An 18,081-nucleotide genomic window follows, 5' to 3' on the forward strand; every position below is an offset into this window, starting at 1 on the left:
CCTTAATTAAGGTTGCAATACCGCGTGTACGATCAAGCGATGGGTCGGATTGATCAAAGGATCGCAAGTAATCAGCGTAAGCGACGACTGTCCGACGATCGGATTCAGTACCCATACGTCTTGCGGCTCCACAATCTGAATATTGTCGATCTCGTACGTATAGGTCTGAGAACCTTGAACGACTTCTACCGTATCGCCCACTTTGGCTTCGTTCAACCGATTGAACAGCCGCCCTTCTTTGTGCGCGCGGTGCGCGGCAATTGCCATATTGCTATCCGGTGCGCCCGCAAACCCGGTTCCGGTCACGTGAACGGCTGCGCTTTTCATATTTTCTTGCGTAGCGCCTTCGACAATCGGCAGCTTAATATTTAATTTATCATAGCGAATCAAGCCCAGCACTTCGCCGTCTTGCGGCGCGCTAGGTTCGGTCTGGGTATCTGCATCATTTTCTATATCGCCTTCATCCAGTAAAGCCGAAATTTTCTCGTAATCCGGTACCGCCGCTTGACTGGAAATCCGGGCGACATCCAACGGATCTACGCTTTCGGCTTCGGCTTCTGCTTGTTCGAGCAGCATATTTTGCGTCCGATCTTCGAGCCAGTTATTAACGCTAGGATAAAACAGGATACAAAGCCCGACCAAGATAATGGCATACGACCACTTTTTCAAGTTCGCTCCCCCTTTTGTTTATAAAAAGTAAGGCGAAACCGCCTACGTGTTCGATAATCTCGTTAGTCTCTTATAACCGCAAAAGCACGATCTCACGCGCTTTTACGGCTCTATTCCGAGATATTTGCCACGACATTCATTAATCGGCGTCGGTCACTTGAGCAAAAGCTTCTTCGGCGCTCATCGATTGTTTGTCATCTTCTGCGCGGCGCTTGAATTCCACGCGTCCTTCGGCAGCTTCTCTACCGACAACGATACGATGCGGAATCCCGATTAGATCCGCGTCTTTGAATTTCACGCCTGCGCGTTCGTCGCGGTCATCAAGCAATACTTCGATACCTGCGGCGCGGAACTTTTCGTACAACTCCATCGCTAGTTTACGTTGAGCTTCGTCTTTGATCGAAGCCGGAATGATATGCACGGCCGCAGGCGCAAGTTCCGCTGGCCAGATCATGCCGTTCTCGTCACAATGCTGCTCGGCGACAGCCGACAAAATACGCGAGATACCGATTCCGTAACAGCCCATGATCGCCGCTTGACGACGTCCGCCTTCATCCAAATACTCGGCGCCCAGCTTTTCGCTGTATTTCGTTCCAAGCTTGAACACATGCCCGACTTCGATTCCGCGATAAAACTTCAATTTGCCGCTGCCGTCCGGGCTTAGATCGCCTTCGGCCGCATTGCGGAAATCGCCAACCAGATCGGCGGTGAAATCGCGCCCCGGCTGAATATGTTCCACGTGATAATCGGTCTGATTAGCTCCGGCGATTCCGCTCTCCATCGCTTGTACTTCGCGATCCACTAACAACCGTACGCCCGATAAGTTTGCCGGGCCTGCGAATCCAACTTCCGCTCCTGTACATTTTTGGACAAAGCCTGCTTCCGCAAGTTCGATACGCTCGCCGCCAAGCGCATTCAGCACTTTCGTTTCGTTGACTTCGCGGTCTCCGCGCACGACGACCGCTACCGGTTGATCGTCGACAAGGTACAATAGCGTTTTGAAAAAGACAGACGCTTCTTGATCGAAAAAGGCACACAATTGATCGATGCTGTGGATATTCGGCGTATGGATCTGACTCATTGGCGGAATCTGCGCGCCGGAAGGTGTCGGTTCTTCCCAGAACATTTCGGCTTTCTCCAAGTTTGCGGCATAATCGCCGTTCTCGCTCACGACGATCGTATCTTCGCCAATATCGGCTAATGCCATAAACTCATGCGTTTCGCCTTCGCCGCCAATTGCGCCTGCATCCGCTTGAACCGCGCGGAAATTCAGCCCTACACGCGTGAAGATACGCGAATACGCTTCATACATCGCGCGATATGTCACGTCTAATTCTTCCCAACTTCGGTCGAACGAATACGCGTCTTTCATCAGAAACTCGCGTCCGCGCAGCAGACCGAACCGCGGACGGCGTTCATCGCGGTATTTCGTCTGAATCTGATATAACGTCATAGGCAGTTGGCGGTACGAACTCACTTCTCCAGCTACCAGTGTCGTAATCACTTCTTCATGCGTGGGTCCGAGTGCAAATTCACGGTCATGACGGTCTTTCAGTCGAATCAATTCAGGCCCGTACACGTCGTAGCGTCCTGACTTTTGCCATAATTCCGCAGGCTGCATCGCCGGAAGCAATAACTCTTGGGCGCCGATTCTGTCCATTTCTTCGCGGACGATTTCTTGTACTTTTTTGAGAATACGAAATCCTAAAGGCAGATAGGTATAGACGCCTGAAGCTAATTGACGGATCAAGCCCGCGCGCAGCATCCATTTGTGGCTTACCGCTTCGGCATCTGCCGGGGCTTCGCGTAAAGTTGGGATCAATAATTGACTTTGTTTCATGTGTATTCTCTCCTTCGAAGGTATAAGTTGATGTAGCGATTTCGCTGCGATCTACGCAAAAAAGACATATTCGTCAGGGACGAATATGTCTTCGCGGTACCACCCTAGTTCCTTTTTTGCGCGCTAGACATGGCATATCCACGGCGGCACAAAAAAGCTTCAAGTCTGTTAACGGTAGACAGCCGATGACGTGGAAACGCCATAGCTCGCGAGGTAGGAGCTTTGCGGTTCTGCCGAGAATTCTTTCAGCGCAAATGGAATTCTTCTCTGACGGCAGCGGCGATCTTCTGGACGTGAATCCGGCGAAGAACTTTGCAAAGTATGGTCTCGGTCGTTGCTATTGATCTGTTCAGTTGGTTGATCTATGTCTTTGTTTGTATCATCGAAAACGTGATTTCGTCAAGTGTAAGGTCCGGTCTATGCCGATTACGGAGTCGGTTGAACTTCGCCAGAGACTTGCGGCTGCACCGGCTGAGTCGGTACCGGCTCGCTCGGAACGATCGGTTTCGGCGTTACGGGAACCGGGCTTTTGATCGATACGGCTCCGGTATCCGGGTAGATCGTTAACGCTGCTCCTGTCGCTTGATTGATCAGACGGACAGGTACGTAGATCACGTCTTCATACAACCTTGGCGCAGCGGTCAACGTTACTTTTTTGCCATTGATCTCAGCGTCCGTTTTCCCCAGTGTAAAACGCAGAGTACCGGAAGTTCCGGTTGCCGTTACGGTCTTGGAACTGCCTTGCCAAGTCGGCTTATATCCGAACGCAGTCAGCAGCGGTTTGTACGAGACGTACGTTACGCCATCTTCGTTGAAAGCGGCAAGTTTTCCTTCGATCTTTTTCCCGTCCAAAAAGACAGAGACTGGCTTAACGGTACTTTTGTTTTTCGCTGCCCATAATGCGTAACCTTCTTGCGCGATCCACAAGCCGATTTTTTTGTTACGACGCCATTCTTCGTTAAAAGCAGACACCGGAAGATTCGTCTCGCCATTCTTGATGCCGATTTCTGGCGTGAATGCCGGACGACCTAACTTTTGGATAAACCAATCCGTATAACCGCCTCCGCCATTGGAGTTGTAGCTTGGGCTAACTTGGCTATATCCGGTGAACGCGGTAAACAGATCGGCAAGTCTTTTGTCCCGTGCATAATTCACCGCAGGTGTACGGAAGTTCCAATAGAGGATACGTCCCGCCGAATGATAAGAGACGGCAATCTCTGGATCGATCTCGTACGTGAACGCGACCATCGCTTTGTTTTCTTTTGCGGTCATCGGAGCTTTGCCTTTATGCCCCATCCAGTGCGGATAATAGTAGTTGTTGATCAGCTCTTTCCAATTGGCATCGTACTGTCGGTTCGGATCGACGCCTTGCGCGTTCGCTTTCCAACGCTTGAAGTTCCGGCTGCCATCGTTCATTGTGATCAGTGCTTGATGCACATGGGTTGGGAACGATTGAAGACCCGTTTGCTGAAGGGTTACGCCATCCGGGTTCACCATCGGCACGAACCAAATCTTCGTTTTGCTCAAAATATCCCGGACGTCATACCCTTCGAATTTGCGATTCTCCGTATATGCCGCCGCGTATTGTTCGATCATCTGCATATTAATCGTCGTCGTTAGCCACTCGCGAGCGTGATGGGAACCGTTGAAAAAGACCGTCGCGCTGCCGCTCCCCAGCCCAACCGCCCAAATTTCGCGTCCGTATAACGTTTTGCCTATCGATTTATATTCGATGATATCCGGGTATTTCGCCGCCAAAGCGCGAATATCTTGCGTCAATACGCCATATGTATACGTTACGGATGGGTTCACGATTTGTGACCCCGCTGCTTGCAAACGCCCTGCCGGCGCCAAACTTAATACGATCAGAATCAACGCCATTAGCGTCATGCTTAACTTTTTCATAACAACCCCCTGTGTATGTATGTGTGTTGATTACATTCGTGCATGAGTTTGGCGATTCCTGCTATTTTTTTGTTTTTTGTTAGGATTCTTGACTTCTTTGTATACCTCGTATTACGATACATAGTAATTCTATGTATGATAATAAGGAGGGGGACATTGTATGAAAATGAGTAAAGAACTGCTGAAAGGCTCGACCGGAACACTCGTATTGACCGTCCTTTCTGGCAAAAGTATGTATGGGTACGAATTGATTGGTGAACTAGATCGACGTTCGGATGGCGTATTTTCATTAAAAGAAGGCACCTTATACCCGATCCTGCACGCGATGGAGGCGGAGACCTGGGTAAAGTCGCATTGGGAAGAAGCAAGCGGACGCAAACGCAAATATTATACGGTGACCGATGCGGGGCTTAAGCAGCTTCAACTAAAAAAAGAAGAATGGCGAACATTCAGTAAAGCGGTCAATACGGTGCTTGGGGAGGGATCGGCATGAATCACAATGAACAAAACCAACTTGAACGTAAACAAGCGGAAGCTTTAATCGAAGATTATCTCGACCGGATGTGCAAGCAGATTCGAGCGCGAGCGTTGCACCCCGAACTTCGAGACGAAATACGCATACATATCGAAGAACTAGCAAGCGTGCAAGAAGAAGCCGGAAATTCACCGATCGAAGCTGCAACATGGGCATTGGATCAGATGGGCGACGCCAAAGAAGTCGGCAGTTCGTTAGGACAGATCCATCGACCGAAGTTTAACTGGCTTTTGCTGATTCCGGTCGGATTGATGATGGGGCTTGGATTATTGGCGTTATTCTCTTTAGGAGCAGCCGGGCAAGGCGTTTATGAACGGTTCAACCCGGGCTTGAATCAACTATTTTACTTCGGGCTCAGTATCATTGCGTTCGTCGTGGGTGTATTTTTCAATTACAGATGGTTACAGAAATTCGCGGTTCCTTTGTATCTGGCAACGTTCGCGTTTTCGGCAGTCGCTTTCTTTTTATCAGATTTGACAATGAACGGATTAAAAGGCTGGATTGCTTTGGGTTCTTTTATTTTCGATTGGAAAACTTGCATGCTCCTTCTGTTTTTGCTAACACTGCCGGGTATTTTTCAAAGATTACAGCTACAAAATAAAGCGAGCCTAGGTTTTCGGCAAGTGCTTGCGCTCGTTGCATTTATCTCTCCGATCAGTCTATGTGTGTATTTCCAACTTACGCTTAGCATACCGTTCGCTATATATATCGTGGCTGCTGCGACTTTGTATGTTCGATCCGGCGCCGCGCGGTTGTATGTCTACGGTCTGCCTGTTGTCAGTCTAGCGGGAATGATGGTTCTTTATTTCCGCAACGAGCATTGGCAGGCCCGCCTTCACTCTGTTTTAAACCCTCAGTCTTCGCAGTCTTATAGTACGAACCGATATTATGTTAATGACTGGATCGCTAGCGCGATTCGCGAAGGCGGCTGGTTTGGGCAAGGATTCGGTACAGAAGTGACTAAAAGAATCGCTACCCACGCTGACTTTATCCTGCCTTATTTCACTTACATTTTCGGTTGGATTGCTGCAAGCATTCTAATTTTGTGCATGGCATGGTTAATTGTGTTACTCACACGCACTGTGCAAAAAATTACCGATTCCCACGGGAAATTAGTGGCTCTAGGGCTAGTCGTTTTTCTTGCAGGTCAATGGATATATGCAATCGGAGCTTCATTTAATGTACTTCCTACAACGGTAATATCCGTTCCTTTTATCGGGTACGAAGGCAGCATGAATCTGATTTACTTCGGGATATTCGGCTTGATTCTTGGGATTTACCGGCGTAAAGATATGATACCTACCCAAGCGATTTCGCAGACTTCTTCACCTATGACGGAAAAATAGAATTTTAAGTTCGAACATTTTAAAGTTGGCAATTTTCCATAAACATATTAAAGTGACGATATTCAAACAAGAAGGGAGTGAGAACGCTTTATGAAAACGAAACTTCATTGCTTCTCGCTCCCTTACGGAATGATTGGATTCGGCGACTTTGCTTGACGTTGCCTTGTTATTCGCGGAAAATCTAGGTAGATATGACGAGGTATGCGGAGAATTTTAATTTAGTACCGGAAAATTGAAAAAAAGCTGTCGAGAATATTTCGACAGCTTGAAGACTTCGGAGAGTTGATTTCCGAAGTCTTTTTTTAATTCAATCGATTATTTTTTGATACCTAACAGACCTTTGGTTACGCCGCTTTGCAACACTCCCGCTGTCGTTGTGGTTGTGGTTGGTGCAGTGGTTGTAGAAGACGATGGCGCCGGTGTTGTCGTTGACACGGTCGTTGCTGGAGCCGTAGTTGTTGTCGTTGTTGCGGTCGGTGTTGTCGTTGTTGTTACGGTTGGAGCCGTGACTGGTGTACTTGTCGTTGAAGAAGTAACGCCCAATGCGCCAGTTACATGATTAAGTGTCTGATTGACTGCACTTGTCGTATTGTTGACTGTCGTAGTTGTATTGGCAACTGTCGTATTCACAGTGCTTACGACTGCTTCGATGACGGTCGGTGTTGGCGCAGGCGTCGGCTGCGTCGCGACCGGTGTGGATGTCGTTGGTGCTGGTTGTGTAGCCACCGGTGTTGGTGCGGCTGGCGCTGGTTCTGCCGCTACCGATGTTGGTGCTACTGGAGTCGGCGTTGATTCAGCTGCGATCGGCGTTGGCGTAGCTGTTGGCTGCGTTGCTGCCGGAGTGGTCGCTACCGGTGTCGACGTTGGTTCTGCTGCGACTGGCGTTGATGCAGCAGGCGTAGATGTTGCTTGAGTTGGCGCCGAAGTCGTTGCGACTGGTGCCGTTGCAGTCGGTGTTGAGTTAGCTTGCGCTGAAGTCGGTTGCGCCGTTACCGAAGTCGTTGCGGCTGGCGTTGCAGCAACTTGCGAAGCTGTTGGTTTCGTCGCAACAGGTGCTGTTGCGGCTACGTTGGACTGCGTCGCTGCCGGGGTTACGAAAGCTGGCGTCGGCACGCCGACCGATCCAGCTACCGATTCAGCAGAGCTAGGCGCACTTGCTGCTTTGCTGCTTCGCTGCATCTGATAGGAGTTGGAACTGATGTCCATACGCAGCTGATGCAATTGCGATTTCCAGCTTACGCCGGCTTTGGACACCTTTTGTTCAATGGCTTTGTCCGCCAGATTTTTCATCGTGCTTTTGAAGTTATCTGCATTCAATGTAAATCCAGCTGGCGCATAGATCGCTTGCAACAAATCGTATTGCTGTTTGCGATTAGTCTCGATCCGATCAAAAAACTGAGTTTTTTCTTTTTTCAATTCCGCTTCGGTACGCACGTTGCGGTCTTTATCTCGGTTCGAAAATTTATCATCCGTTTTTTTGTTGTCGTTATCGAATGTTCCGACTTTGGATACATCTTTTCCCGGATACGCGGTTTTAGCGTTGTAATCGTTCTTGTTGGAAGAATCGAATTTGGATGCGGAAGAGTATGACGACAATGTGCTCATTTTGAACAACCCCCTTTTGTATGTGTACGAAGCAGCTTGGTTAATGAAAGCTTACTTTTTTTGGTAAATAAAAGGAATAGGATTCCATTCCCTATCTATAAAATCCATTTATCTCCAAAAATCAGTCTATACGGTGGGGATTTTTAACCTTCAAGACTGGTTTTTTTGCACTACTTTCGAGTTTCTTCGAAGATTCCGCTTTTAAACGACTTTCTTCTACATCGTTCTCTGCACATTGCAATCAATCTATTCACACACAATACAATAAAAAAAGAAGCCGGCAACCCGGCTTCCTATTTGTTCGCTTGCTTTGCCATTCAGCCCAACGAAAAAAGCCGTCTCCTATTTAGGAGACGACTGCGATTCCACCAAATCTTTTTTTGCACTCAACAAATCGTTTCTTTTATCGTAAGCCGTCTCGCTGATCTCCACCGACACCTGGTGAAGCTCCGACTTCCATTCCACCTTCATCGAACTGCCGTCGCGAACGATCTGCTGCTCGATCGAACGTTCCGCTAACGCCCGCATCGCGTCTTTGATCTGGCTTGGCGCCATATCCACGCGTGCTTTTTCCGCATAAAACGTCTGGAGCAACTTTTGCTGGGCAAGTCGTTCTTCCGTCATCTTTTGAATCCATTCTTCTTCGCGCTTTTTGCGATCGGCATCGCTCATCAATTCTTTTTCTTTCGTTGGGTCTTGATCCAACTGCGTTTCGCTTTTCGAAGTCACGACTTTCGAATGATCGTTTTGCGGCATAGGACGAACAAGATCGGGATTCACAATCATAGATGGCTTATAGTCTATCGCCCAATTTCCGGAGTCTGCTTTATTTAATGCTACCTTTTCCATTTTAACCTCCCTGTGACATTTTTATTCTTAATGTAACGCCTAAGCCAGCCAATTAGCAACAATTATTTATCCGCCTTTTGACCTATGAGCTTATGTCTCATTATCCTTATCATTACAAAACTGTTACTTATCAATCTCCTTCTACACCTTGTTCGCTTATAAAAAACCCGATATAGTCAAAATATGCGTCAAAACGATGCAAATCCGGCGGTCTGACTTATGAATGTGAAGCTCGACGTTGTAATTCATCGCCGAATGGGAAAGGAAATGTACATACCTTATGCTTCTTCGACACCGAAAAAAAATCATTTTACTGTCTCTTGCGATCGTTTTCGCTCTAATTATCGCTGCCTTTTTTACCATCCGATATCTTGAACATTCCAGACTGGTCAACCACGGGGTTACGGAGGATGTGCTACCTGTCGTCTCCGTCACGGACGTTGCGGATCGCTATGATGTGATTGTCACCGGAACCGATCCCGAAGGAATCGCTGCTGCGGTATCTGCCGCTCGTAACGGTCTGAAAGTCTTGCTGGTCGACGGGCATGATCGCACCATGCTGGGCGGTCTGATGACGGTCGGCGGATTGAATATGATTGACCTCAACTACTCGCCGAAGCAACCTTTTATTTTGCCACAACTCCGAGAATCGCGTTATTTGAATAGAGGCATTTTCCAAGAGTGGTACGATCAATTCGACGGCTCGGCATTTGATGTGAAAGTCGCAGCGAATGTCTTTTATAAAATGGTCAAAAACGAAAAAAATATCGATCTGCTCATGGAAACGAAGCAAATGTCTCCGATTACGGCAACGATCAATGAACGTACAGCTGTTACCGGGCTACAACTCACGCTCAAAGACGGAACTGAGCGAAAAGTCAGCGCAGATGCGATTATCGACGCGACGCAAAATGCAGACGTAGCCGCTGAAGCTGGAGCTGAATTCACATTGGGACGCGCGGATATCGGCGATCATAACAGCGTGATGGCTTCGACGCTTGTTTTTCGAATGAGCGGAATGACGCAAGAAATTTGGGAAAAACTCGGTAAGCACGACGATACGGGAATTGACCGTATGAGCGTATGGGGATATAAAGAAGCGAAAGAATACGAGTCTAGCGATCCTTCAAAAGTCAAAATGCGCGGCTTGAATATCGGGCGGCAAAACGATGGAACGATCTTGATCAACTCGATGTTGTTGTTCGGTATTGATCCTCTCGATCCGAAATCGATTCAAGAAGGAATCAAGACGGGTACGGCGGAAGCCCCTCGAATCGTTGATTTTCTTAAAAAACGGTTCCCGGAAATGGCGACTTTACAATATGACGGCGTAGCGAGCGAATTATATTTGCGCGAATCCCGCCATTTGAAAGCGGAGTACCGCTTGATTTTAGCCGATGTGATGGAAAACCGCAAGCACTGGGACGATATTGCTTACGGTTCGTATCCGGTCGATATTCAAAGTACGAGCGACGGACGAATCGGAACCGTGCTGATGAAGCCAAGCCAATACGGGGTACCGTTCCGTACACTTGTCCCTCGTACCGTAGACGGATTGCTCGTAGTTGGTCGTTCAGCAGGTTTTGACACCGTTCCGCACGGCAGTGCCCGCACGATTCCTGTCGGTATGGCAACCGGTCAAGCGGCAGGTGCAGCAGTGAAGTTTGCCAAAGATACCAAGATGACGCTGCGTGAGTTATCCGGTTCGGAAACGGAAATCGCGGCTTTGAAAAAGCAACTGACGAAGCAAGGCATGGATCTATCCCGTCCGAATTTGTCGGAACCCGAGTATATGAAGAGCAAAGATTATCCGGGGATGCTCGTGTCCGCTAATATGTATCTGACATCCGGCGGGTACGACAATGACGGCTGGGGTCTTGACGGCGAAGCGAACGTACAGCGTTTCTTCAATGCAGTGCGCGTGATGCGCTCGCTCCATCCCGACTTTTTCCCTGGCGATATGGAAGATGTCTTGGTGACGATGACGGATAAAGGCACTAATCCTCTATCTCTGGAAGAAGCTTCTGTGTTAATTGCAAGCGCAATGGATCTGCCTGTTACGGAAGGTGCGGCGACGGAAGCCCTTCTTGCCGGCGGATTTTTGGAACAAGGTACGCTAGACAAAATTTCGGACAAAGAAAAGTTAACGAACGGCGATTATTATTCGTTGATCGGCGATTTATCGAAACACTTTTTGACTCCAGAACATGTCCAGTAAAACATATGTGTAACATAGTACCTCCAAGCTTTTTCAACGCAAAAAACCTTCAGACCCTATCAGGGGCTTGAAGGTTTTTTGTTTTTCTATTTAGAGTTCCTTTGAAAGGTTGCGCTCGATTCCTAATGACGTAGCCCGGACTTCAAATCTTCCATCAATTTCGAAGCTTCGACAATCGCGGAATCGCTGTTGTTGTAGAAAATCGCCGTTTTTACGCCGTCTTCTTGCAGCTTGGGCAAAATCTTGTCCATAAACGCATGGAGATCCAGCGGACGACTGGTGTAACCCGACCATTCATCAATCGCGCAATGCTCCGCAAACTCGCTTTTGGGCCATAGTGGCAACAATGAAGCGCCGTCTGGCCCATGAGTCATTGCCCAACCGTCCGCATATAATCCCCACAGAATTTCGACGTCTGCTGTTTTTTTGACAAAATATTCGTAGCGTAAAGTCGCGGGGCTGCTGACAATAGCATTAAATTCTTTTAAGTTCATAAGCCCTCCTGTATGGACGAACCGGACATTTGACCAGTTCGATGATAAATGATGATTCTGTTATTTAACCATATGCGGGAGGGCATTGTCAGGTCGACGGCGTCTCGGACTATTTTACAGGCGTTTGTTCCGATTCTTTGGCGTCTATTGGGTCAAAAGATTCGAACTGCCGCTGTACTAATTTGCGGTAAAACGAATGGGATTCCAACAATTCCGCATGAGTCCCTTGCCCGGTCGCCGTACCTTTTTCAATCACGATCAACTGATCGGCTCCGCGTACGGTAGACAACCGATGGGCAATGACTAGCGTCGTTCTTCCTTGCATCAGCGTATCGAGCGCTTCTTGCACTAACGCTTCGGAAGCACTGTCCAAATGCGCGGTCGCTTCATCCAGCAGCAAAATATCCGGGTCGCGCAAAATGGCTCTGGCGATAGCCAGACGTTGGCGTTGACCCCCGGAAAGTTTGACGCCGCGTTCGCCCGCTTCGGTCTCCAGTCCTTGAGGCAAAGACAATATAAACTCTGACAGATTCGCCAAACGTACCGCTTCTTCAATCGCCGCATCGCTCACATCGGACAATCCGTACGTCAGATTATCTCGGATACTGCCAGCCATGACCGGGCTTTCTTGCGATACGTAAGCAATTCGGCTGCGCCAGTCTCGAATCGGAATCGCCGTAGCTTCTTCCGACCCATAGATCAAGCGTCCTTCGTTCGGATCGTAAAAGCGTTCGATCAGCGAAAAGATCGTCGTTTTACCTGCACCGCTCGGCCCGACAAAAGCAGTCGTCTGACCCGCTTCGGCGATAAAATTCAAGTTTTGTAAAATAGGCTTATCCGCCGAATATCCAAAACTGACGTTATCGAAAACCAACCGTTGCTGCGTAGAGATTCGAGTAGGCGTAGCAGAAGTTGGCGACGATCCCGGTTCGGGTTCGGCCCCTTCTGACAAATCTTCGGAAGGTAAATCCATAATTTCGCGCAGTCTCTCGGTCGCTCCTAACGCTTTTTGGAATTGAGTGAAAAAGGTCGCAAGCTGCGTGAACGGAACGACAATCTGGAACATATACAAAATGATCGCGACGAGCGACCCTGCCGTTAACACGCCGCGCGCGACCTGCGCTCCGCCGTAACCGATCAAAGCAACTAATACGAGCAACATCACGGTCATCATGAGCGGCGATACGATTGCTTGAATCCGCGCTTCGCGTAGACCGAACCGGAACAGCCCCGAAATCCGTTTTTCTCCTTGCGTGCGTTCGAGCGGCTCGGCAAGCGACGCTTTCACCAGACGAATATCGGACAATACGCGACCTAGATCGCCTTGAAACTCCGCCACTTCTTGCTGGGTATCGCGCGAGATCGCGTACATCCTGCGACCGACAGGCCATAGCAATAACATCGCAGCCGGAATGGCGAGCAGCGCAAACAGTGTCATTTTCCAATCAATCGTCAGCAAGATCACGACCGAACCGACAATCGCGACGATGCCGGATAGAAACGAAATCACTTGCCCGGTAATAAAGTCTTTTACAATATTCGTATCGTTCGTAATCCGGCTCATTGTTTCACCGGACGCGCTGCGATCGAAAAAAGAAATCGGTAATTTCAATACGCGCCGCCACAGGTCACGCCGTAGTCCCGAGACGATAAATTGCCCGACATACGACATCGTATACATCGCAAATCCAGACATGACTGCTTGGGCGACGAAGGCAATAGCGAGCCATGCGATCGTACTTCCGGTTAAATTTTCGAGCGAAAATCCGTCGACCAATCGACTTGTGAGTAGCGGAATCGCCAGCGTAAATACGGTTTCGAGCAATCCGAGTACCACCGCTGCGGTCAGTAACCAGCCTTTTGGCATATATTGCACGACCAATTTCCAAAAAGCGCTCCAGCTTGGGGTCGACGCAGTCGATATAGGGTTAGTCTCCATTAGATTCTCCTTGGGCAGAATGTTCGCCGCCGATTGATTCGTTTTCTTCATCCAAAATATGATCCCACATGCGTTCGATATAGACTTCTTCTTTCAACGTAAACGTGACCGGGAATCGGAACATTTGCGAAAAATCGAGTTTGGATACTTGCTCCAATGCCTGGTTCTCCGCTTCGTTCAACGGCGGGTTCAGATTCGACATCACGCCGCTGATCCGTGCGAACAACTCTTGGACAAACCTTTTCACTTCTTCGTCTTCCGGCAGATAGCCTTCTCGCATCAGCTTTTTGAGCCTTGAAATCCATTGGATCGATTCGCGCTCGATCGCTCGCCATCTGCTCGACCCTTCGCCCACAGGCCAAAACCGTTCTAACAGCGAAGCCGGAAGATATTCCTCTAACCATTGCCGCTGCTGTTCTTCGGTCGACATGGAGTACATCGTCAGCAGTAACGTATCGTTCTCCAAATCGTCGTCTGGCTTGGAAGTCTCCAGCGTATGATCGAGTGTGCGGAGCATCTGGTCAAGTTGATCCCGCTTTTGTCGCAATAGCTTTCGTTGACGTTCCAGCGAATCTCGAAGATCGTCGCCTTGGGCTTGCAGTTCTTCCGCAATGCGCTCTAACGGATAATCCAGAAATTTGAGCGTCAAAATCTGTTGCAACTTTATCAAATCTTGCACCGTGTACAGCCGATGCCCTTGCTCGTTGTAGCATGACGGAACCAGTAACTTTTTCGTATGGTAAAAACGCAAAGTACGCTCGGTGACTCCGGTTAACTTGGCAAATGTGCCAATACTGTACGTCTCGCTAGGGATAAGTAACGCCTCCTTTTGACTGCTGATTTCAGTATAGGGGTTGACGTTACGTTAGGGGCAAGTCGTAAATTTAGGATTTCGCAAAAAAATACGCCCACATCGTCTTGAAGACGTGCGAGCGTACTTTGCGATGGATCTCTTCTTAGGGTTGGTTGCGGCTCAATCTTGCAAAATCGGCAAATCCCCTAGCAAGTTTTTCAAATGGATATCGTCCCACGGCATATGCTCGGTAAAGCCTAATCCGACTACATTCGTTTCTTCCGACAATTCACGGAGCAGCTCCGCAAGACGCGCAAACTTCAATCTTCCCGGCGGCGAATAGTTGTACGGTTCATTGGGCTTGTTAAAAAGGAGCGAACGGAATTCCTCAGGATCCAGTACGTCCAGATCGACATGAATCGCGAGATGTTCGATGTCTTGTTCCCTAATCCATGTGCGAATAGAATGGGTTCCGGCTGCTGTTTCTTGCGCGCTCGCGGTACGAATGCCGAGTCGCTGAATCATCGCCGCATCGGTTTCTTTCATTGAAATTCCTAAACGTTCAAAAACTTCGACGATGGCTGCGCCTTCTTCTGCGGTAGGTTCAGACAATCCGGCGATAAAAACATTTTCGGGCTTCAATGGGCTTTTCACTCGCTGGGCAAATTCAGGATCGCCTTCCCCAAGCAGATTGCCAAGCGGCAACGTATGCCCGCGGTCATAGCCGTCGATCTGCACCAGATCGCTATGCGCGTCGATCCAGATCAGTCCCATTTTTCCGCCGTAACGTTCGTTCAAATAAGCAAAAGGCGCTTGTTCGACCAGGCAATCCCCGCCAAACATCACGACCCGATCCGGTTGATGCGCACGAATCAGATGATCTGCCGCGTCCAATTGTTCCAGTAAAGCGGTACGACCATATATGCCGTTCTCGTTTTCAAGTGCGGTGCCGTCGTAACCGCGAACCGGAACACGCACCAAAGGCTGATCGTTAGCAGGCGCAAGCCAAGATAACAGTTCGGCACCGAACGAATAATTAGGGTTGTCTCCGCCTTGCCACTGTGGCATAAGGACGCGTAATGTGTTTGTTTTGTTCATGATTGAGTCTCCTTTGCTTCCGAATTACCGTTACTATAAAATAGACGCAAGCGAAAAAACAGTACGCACTTTCAAGATAGATACTGTCAGAAAGGATAGTGCCCCGTATGAGTATGGAAGCCTACAAAGGCAAAGTGAAGCAGATTCAAGACACCCCTTTTGGCTATACGCTGTCGATTGTCGGCGGTAAATGGAAGATGGTGATTCTGTATCTGTTAGCGGAAAATCCTCCTGTTCGGTTCAACGACCTGAAGCGCCAGATCGGCGCGATTACGTATAAAACGCTAAGCACACAGCTCAAAGAACTCGAAGCCGACGGCATGATCGACCGCAAAGAATACCCGCAAATCCCTCCGAAGGTCGAGTATCGATTGACTGCAAAAGCAGAAAAGCTGATGCCGTTGATGGAAGGCATGTGCGAATGGGGAGCGGAGTATCAGCCGAGTGAGAATTGATGGAGAAGTTTGTAAAAGGAGAAGCCGGATCGTCGGTGTGGACGATCCGGCTTTTTGGGGAGAAAGCGATCGGGGATGAATTGGCTTACTTTTTTATTGGATTAGCTTAATTATGTGCGATGTCGATCTCGAAATATTCGATAGGAAAAGGCAGCTCGTCTGTTGTAGACAAATAGTATGTATCTGCCGTAACCGATTCTTTTAGCCAACCTTCTTGGGGAATGCGAAAAAGCGTATGTAAAGTAACCCCTAGCATAACGACGGATAAAAGAGCGACAAGGATTTTAACCCAATTATGAATCGACGCTTTATTAGAGAAGCCTAAATGCAAAGAGAAAATAGATAACAGCAGCAAAGGAATTCCGATCGCAAAAAGACGTACCGTGTCGACTAAATCTATTTGTTTTTGAAAATTCGCTGTGAAACCTAAAATCATTCCGATCAAAGTCAAAAAACCTAAAATCGCTATACTTTTAAAAAGGATTTTCATGATTTTTTCCTCGATTTCTTCTTCATCTACTCTGCTGGTCTATTTTTTCAAGCAAAAACTTTTCCCAATTCTCATATAACCGATTTATATTTTCTTCTTGAGAATTGTGAAGCGGAAATTGCGCAGGCATATACCTCACAAAAGTAGATACCTCTTCCGGATAATCAAAATCTGCATACACTATCTCAACCAGTTCAAGCGGGTCAGCATATTGGTCACGATTTTCAAAGACCCGATTCAGTACCAGAAACAAAAATTTTTCTTTATGGTTTTTATCGTTATCTGTTGAATATGGATCTGCAAGTTTTAGTAAATATTCATATATGGAATGTTCATCTTTTTCCCAAGCTAAATCCAGTAATAGCGGTGAGGGGTTAGCTTCTTTTTCGATTAAGCTATAAGAATGTTGTACGACCGCTTCTTTTTCAACAAACCCTTTCTCGAATCCAAAAAAAAGCAGATTCCAATCTACATCGACATAAGTTTTGAGATCGTCGTAAGGGATCTTAATATTTAAAGTATTCATATTTGTATTACTCCTAACACTCCCAAATCACTTCCCAACGACTCGCGGTTTTTATCCTCTATCCATTTCATCTTCAAAAATGACACTACAAAAGCGAATAGAAGAATGCTTGAATTTTGAACTTAAAGGTGGTCTAACATCTGCCGTAGCATTAAAACCATGTGGTGCCCACTCCCATTTGTCCGAAATTTTACTAGTAATACTTCGAACACTTTTTTCATTCATCTCATCTTTACACTTAATATAACAACGAACTACAAACCACCCATCAATTTTCCAATATTCCTCATTCTCTTGAATTTTAGAAAAAATAACATCCTCCTGAATACCTGACAGTACTTCATTTGCAATTTCCTTTGATTGTTCAAGCGTACTACACTTAGAAAACACACTTAAAGCCATATCCATTTGACCGTCTCCTTCTTATAGAACTTACTTCATCGCCGAATTCAAATGCGTGAAAATCGATCAAATATATCCCTTTTCGGATAACATTTCGATGTCTGCTGGAACACAATCTTCATTCAAACGATCTATATTTAATAATTTATCGAACAATCCAATAAAATCATGCCCGGTAGAGGCTACAGCAAATCGTTTAATATCTATTTCAAAGATGAATGCTAGAAGCTTTTTAGTCGGGCTGTTGCTCCACAAATGTTCAAGAGAAGATCGATAGGTTCTCAATAGCAAAATGATCTGGGTTAAAAAAGCTTCTATCGACATTCTTAATTCTCCTTTTGCGATGAATCCTCAAATAAGCTTAAAGTTCTATTCAAAACTATTGTTCAATTAAAAACATGGTATTCTTTCGCAACTATCCAACCGTCCAGACCATAAGAAGCTAAAATCTCGTAATAGTTATACTTTTTATCAATCAGATGTTCACGAAAATCTTCCAAATTCTCATAATCCATAGGCCATGAATACTTTTTTGTTCTTCTAAAAGCACTTTGTTCTGTTCCAAAAAGAGGTCAACTGGCGATGTGGTAATACTAAGAATAATGCTGCCAGAGAGCGCTGTTTCGAATCTATGAGCCAGAACGTCAACGAATTGGATAGTAGTGATTACCGAACCTCGGCTATGGTCTAAAGTTCTCAACCGAAGCGTTGCTGCTCGTAGGATCCACTTCGTAAGAAATGATTTCATTGTCGTGAACATCAAGCATTTTTGCTGATCTCTTTAAATTCGGATTCACTTTAAAAATTCTTTGGAAATAGCAGCATATCTTTTAAAGTTTTCTTTAGTCATGCTCACATTTATTTCTCTACACGGTGCAATTCTATATGTTTTTGCAGAGGATTTTTAACTCTTAGAA

The 18,081-nt window shown here is 47.2% G+C and carries 17 protein-coding genes; 4 read left to right on the forward strand and 13 right to left on the reverse strand.

Translation table 11 applies throughout. From position 1 onward, the window contains the following. Positions 1 to 6: 6 nt before the first annotated feature. From NOM90_RS11685 to NOM90_RS11695, 3 genes are all read right to left on the reverse strand, one after another. Positions 7 to 669, reverse strand: a complete 663-nt coding sequence (locus NOM90_RS11685) for a class D sortase (protein WP_255942155.1) — start codon at positions 667 to 669, stop codon at positions 7 to 9. A gap of 139 nt (positions 670 to 808) precedes the next feature. Beyond that, entirely contained in the window at positions 809 to 2,509 is a 1,701-nt protein-coding gene (locus NOM90_RS11690; RefSeq protein WP_255942156.1) for a proline--tRNA ligase, read from the reverse strand. Between the two features lie 426 nt (positions 2,510 to 2,935). Next, entirely contained in the window at positions 2,936 to 4,414 is a 1,479-nt protein-coding gene (locus tag NOM90_RS11695) for a M14 family zinc carboxypeptidase (RefSeq protein ID WP_255942158.1), read from the reverse strand. A gap of 160 nt (positions 4,415 to 4,574) precedes the next feature. Here NOM90_RS11695 and NOM90_RS11700 point away from each other — a divergent pair, with 160 nt between their 5' ends. Further along, positions 4,575 to 4,907 carry a PadR family transcriptional regulator gene (locus NOM90_RS11700; RefSeq protein WP_255942160.1) on the forward strand — a complete coding sequence of 111 codons (333 nt, stop codon included), beginning with the start codon at positions 4,575 to 4,577 and terminating at the stop codon, positions 4,905 to 4,907. After that, on the forward strand, positions 4,904 to 6,295 hold the full coding sequence (locus NOM90_RS11705) for an FtsW/RodA/SpoVE family cell cycle protein (RefSeq protein WP_255942162.1): 1,392 nt from the start codon (positions 4,904 to 4,906) through the stop codon (positions 6,293 to 6,295). The genes NOM90_RS11700 and NOM90_RS11705 overlap by 4 nt, the downstream gene beginning before the upstream one ends. A 315-nt stretch (positions 6,296 to 6,610) precedes the next feature. On the opposite strand, the gene NOM90_RS11710 is transcribed toward NOM90_RS11705, so the two are convergent. Next, a complete protein-coding gene (locus NOM90_RS11710) occupies positions 6,611 to 7,900 on the reverse strand; it encodes a hypothetical protein (protein WP_255942164.1) in 1,290 nt (429 codons plus the stop codon). A 342-nt stretch (positions 7,901 to 8,242) separates the two neighbouring features. Then, on the reverse strand, positions 8,243 to 8,749 hold the full coding sequence (locus NOM90_RS11715) for a hypothetical protein (RefSeq protein ID WP_255942166.1): 507 nt from the start codon (positions 8,747 to 8,749) through the stop codon (positions 8,243 to 8,245). A gap of 412 nt (positions 8,750 to 9,161) precedes the next feature. Between NOM90_RS11715 and NOM90_RS11720 the strand changes: the two genes are divergently transcribed. Beyond that, the gene (locus tag NOM90_RS11720; RefSeq protein ID WP_255942167.1) at positions 9,162 to 10,967 is read left to right on the forward strand and encodes an FAD-dependent oxidoreductase; all 1,806 of its coding nucleotides are present in this window, start codon (positions 9,162 to 9,164) and stop codon (positions 10,965 to 10,967) included. Positions 10,968 to 11,089: 122 nt separating this feature from the next. Here the strand turns inward: NOM90_RS11720 and NOM90_RS11725 are convergent, their stop codons facing one another. The 4 genes from NOM90_RS11725 to NOM90_RS11740 all read right to left on the reverse strand — a co-directional run bounded on the left by NOM90_RS11725 (position 11,090) and on the right by NOM90_RS11740 (position 15,291). Next, positions 11,090 to 11,461: a DUF2750 domain-containing protein gene (locus NOM90_RS11725; protein ID WP_255942168.1), complete on the reverse strand. Its 372-nt coding sequence runs from the start codon at positions 11,459 to 11,461 to the stop codon at positions 11,090 to 11,092. Positions 11,462 to 11,570: 109 nt separating this feature from the next. Further along, positions 11,571 to 13,400 carry an ABC transporter ATP-binding protein gene (locus NOM90_RS11730; RefSeq protein ID WP_255942169.1) on the reverse strand — a complete coding sequence of 610 codons (1,830 nt, stop codon included), beginning with the start codon at positions 13,398 to 13,400 and terminating at the stop codon, positions 11,571 to 11,573. After that, entirely contained in the window at positions 13,390 to 14,241 is an 852-nt protein-coding gene (locus tag NOM90_RS11735) for a MerR family transcriptional regulator (RefSeq protein ID WP_370866606.1), read from the reverse strand. Before NOM90_RS11735 ends, NOM90_RS11730 begins: the two co-directional genes overlap by 11 nt. Positions 14,242 to 14,373: 132 nt before the next feature. Next, complete coding sequence (locus tag NOM90_RS11740; protein WP_255942170.1) at positions 14,374 to 15,291, reverse strand: arginase family protein; 918 nt, start codon at positions 15,289 to 15,291, stop codon at positions 14,374 to 14,376. A gap of 107 nt (positions 15,292 to 15,398) precedes the next feature. Here NOM90_RS11740 and NOM90_RS11745 point away from each other — a divergent pair, with 107 nt between their 5' ends. After that, positions 15,399 to 15,746: a winged helix-turn-helix transcriptional regulator gene (locus tag NOM90_RS11745; protein ID WP_255942171.1), complete on the forward strand. Its 348-nt coding sequence runs from the start codon at positions 15,399 to 15,401 to the stop codon at positions 15,744 to 15,746. A gap of 106 nt (positions 15,747 to 15,852) precedes the next feature. On the opposite strand, the gene NOM90_RS11750 is transcribed toward NOM90_RS11745, so the two are convergent. From NOM90_RS11750 to NOM90_RS11765, 4 genes are read right to left on the reverse strand one after another with little or no spacing between them, the layout of a single operon-like run. Then, positions 15,853 to 16,236 carry a hypothetical protein gene (locus NOM90_RS11750; protein ID WP_255942172.1) on the reverse strand — a complete coding sequence of 128 codons (384 nt, stop codon included), beginning with the start codon at positions 16,234 to 16,236 and terminating at the stop codon, positions 15,853 to 15,855. Positions 16,237 to 16,258: 22 nt separating this feature from the next. Next, positions 16,259 to 16,762, reverse strand: coding sequence for a DUF2247 family protein (locus tag NOM90_RS11755; RefSeq protein ID WP_255942173.1), 504 nt, complete (start codon positions 16,760 to 16,762; stop codon positions 16,259 to 16,261). Between the two features lie 51 nt (positions 16,763 to 16,813). Continuing rightward, positions 16,814 to 17,170 carry a hypothetical protein gene (locus tag NOM90_RS11760; protein ID WP_255942174.1) on the reverse strand — a complete coding sequence of 119 codons (357 nt, stop codon included), beginning with the start codon at positions 17,168 to 17,170 and terminating at the stop codon, positions 16,814 to 16,816. A 60-nt stretch (positions 17,171 to 17,230) separates the two neighbouring features. After that, entirely contained in the window at positions 17,231 to 17,488 is a 258-nt protein-coding gene (locus NOM90_RS11765) for a hypothetical protein (protein WP_255942175.1), read from the reverse strand. Positions 17,489 to 18,081 lie beyond the last annotated feature (593 nt).

This window comes from Saccharibacillus sp. JS10 (assembly GCF_024436065.1).
Classification (GTDB): Bacteria; Bacillota; Bacilli; order Paenibacillales; family Paenibacillaceae; genus Saccharibacillus.

Coding starts and splice junctions, on each gene's coding strand:
- NOM90_RS11690 (WP_255942156.1), bottom strand. CDS start 2,509: ATGAAACAAAGTCAATTATTGATCCCAACTTTACGCGAAGCCCCGGCA.
- NOM90_RS11695 (WP_255942158.1), bottom strand. CDS start 4,414: ATGAAAAAGTTAAGCATGACGCTAATGGCGTTGATTCTGATCGTATTA.
- NOM90_RS11700 (WP_255942160.1), top strand. CDS start 4,575: ATGAAAATGAGTAAAGAACTGCTGAAAGGCTCGACCGGAACACTCGTA.
- NOM90_RS11705 (WP_255942162.1), top strand. CDS start 4,904: ATGAATCACAATGAACAAAACCAACTTGAACGTAAACAAGCGGAAGCT.
- NOM90_RS11710 (WP_255942164.1), bottom strand. CDS start 7,900: ATGAGCACATTGTCGTCATACTCTTCCGCATCCAAATTCGATTCTTCC.
- NOM90_RS11715 (WP_255942166.1), bottom strand. CDS start 8,749: ATGGAAAAGGTAGCATTAAATAAAGCAGACTCCGGAAATTGGGCGATA.
- NOM90_RS11725 (WP_255942168.1), bottom strand. CDS start 11,461: ATGAACTTAAAAGAATTTAATGCTATTGTCAGCAGCCCCGCGACTTTA.
- NOM90_RS11730 (WP_255942169.1), bottom strand. CDS start 13,400: ATGGAGACTAACCCTATATCGACTGCGTCGACCCCAAGCTGGAGCGCT.
- NOM90_RS11740 (WP_255942170.1), bottom strand. CDS start 15,291: ATGAACAAAACAAACACATTACGCGTCCTTATGCCACAGTGGCAAGGC.
- NOM90_RS11745 (WP_255942171.1), top strand. CDS start 15,399: ATGAGTATGGAAGCCTACAAAGGCAAAGTGAAGCAGATTCAAGACACC.
- NOM90_RS11750 (WP_255942172.1), bottom strand. CDS start 16,236: ATGAAAATCCTTTTTAAAAGTATAGCGATTTTAGGTTTTTTGACTTTG.
- NOM90_RS11755 (WP_255942173.1), bottom strand. CDS start 16,762: ATGAATACTTTAAATATTAAGATCCCTTACGACGATCTCAAAACTTAT.
- NOM90_RS11760 (WP_255942174.1), bottom strand. CDS start 17,170: ATGGATATGGCTTTAAGTGTGTTTTCTAAGTGTAGTACGCTTGAACAA.
- NOM90_RS11765 (WP_255942175.1), bottom strand. CDS start 17,488: ATGTCGATAGAAGCTTTTTTAACCCAGATCATTTTGCTATTGAGAACC.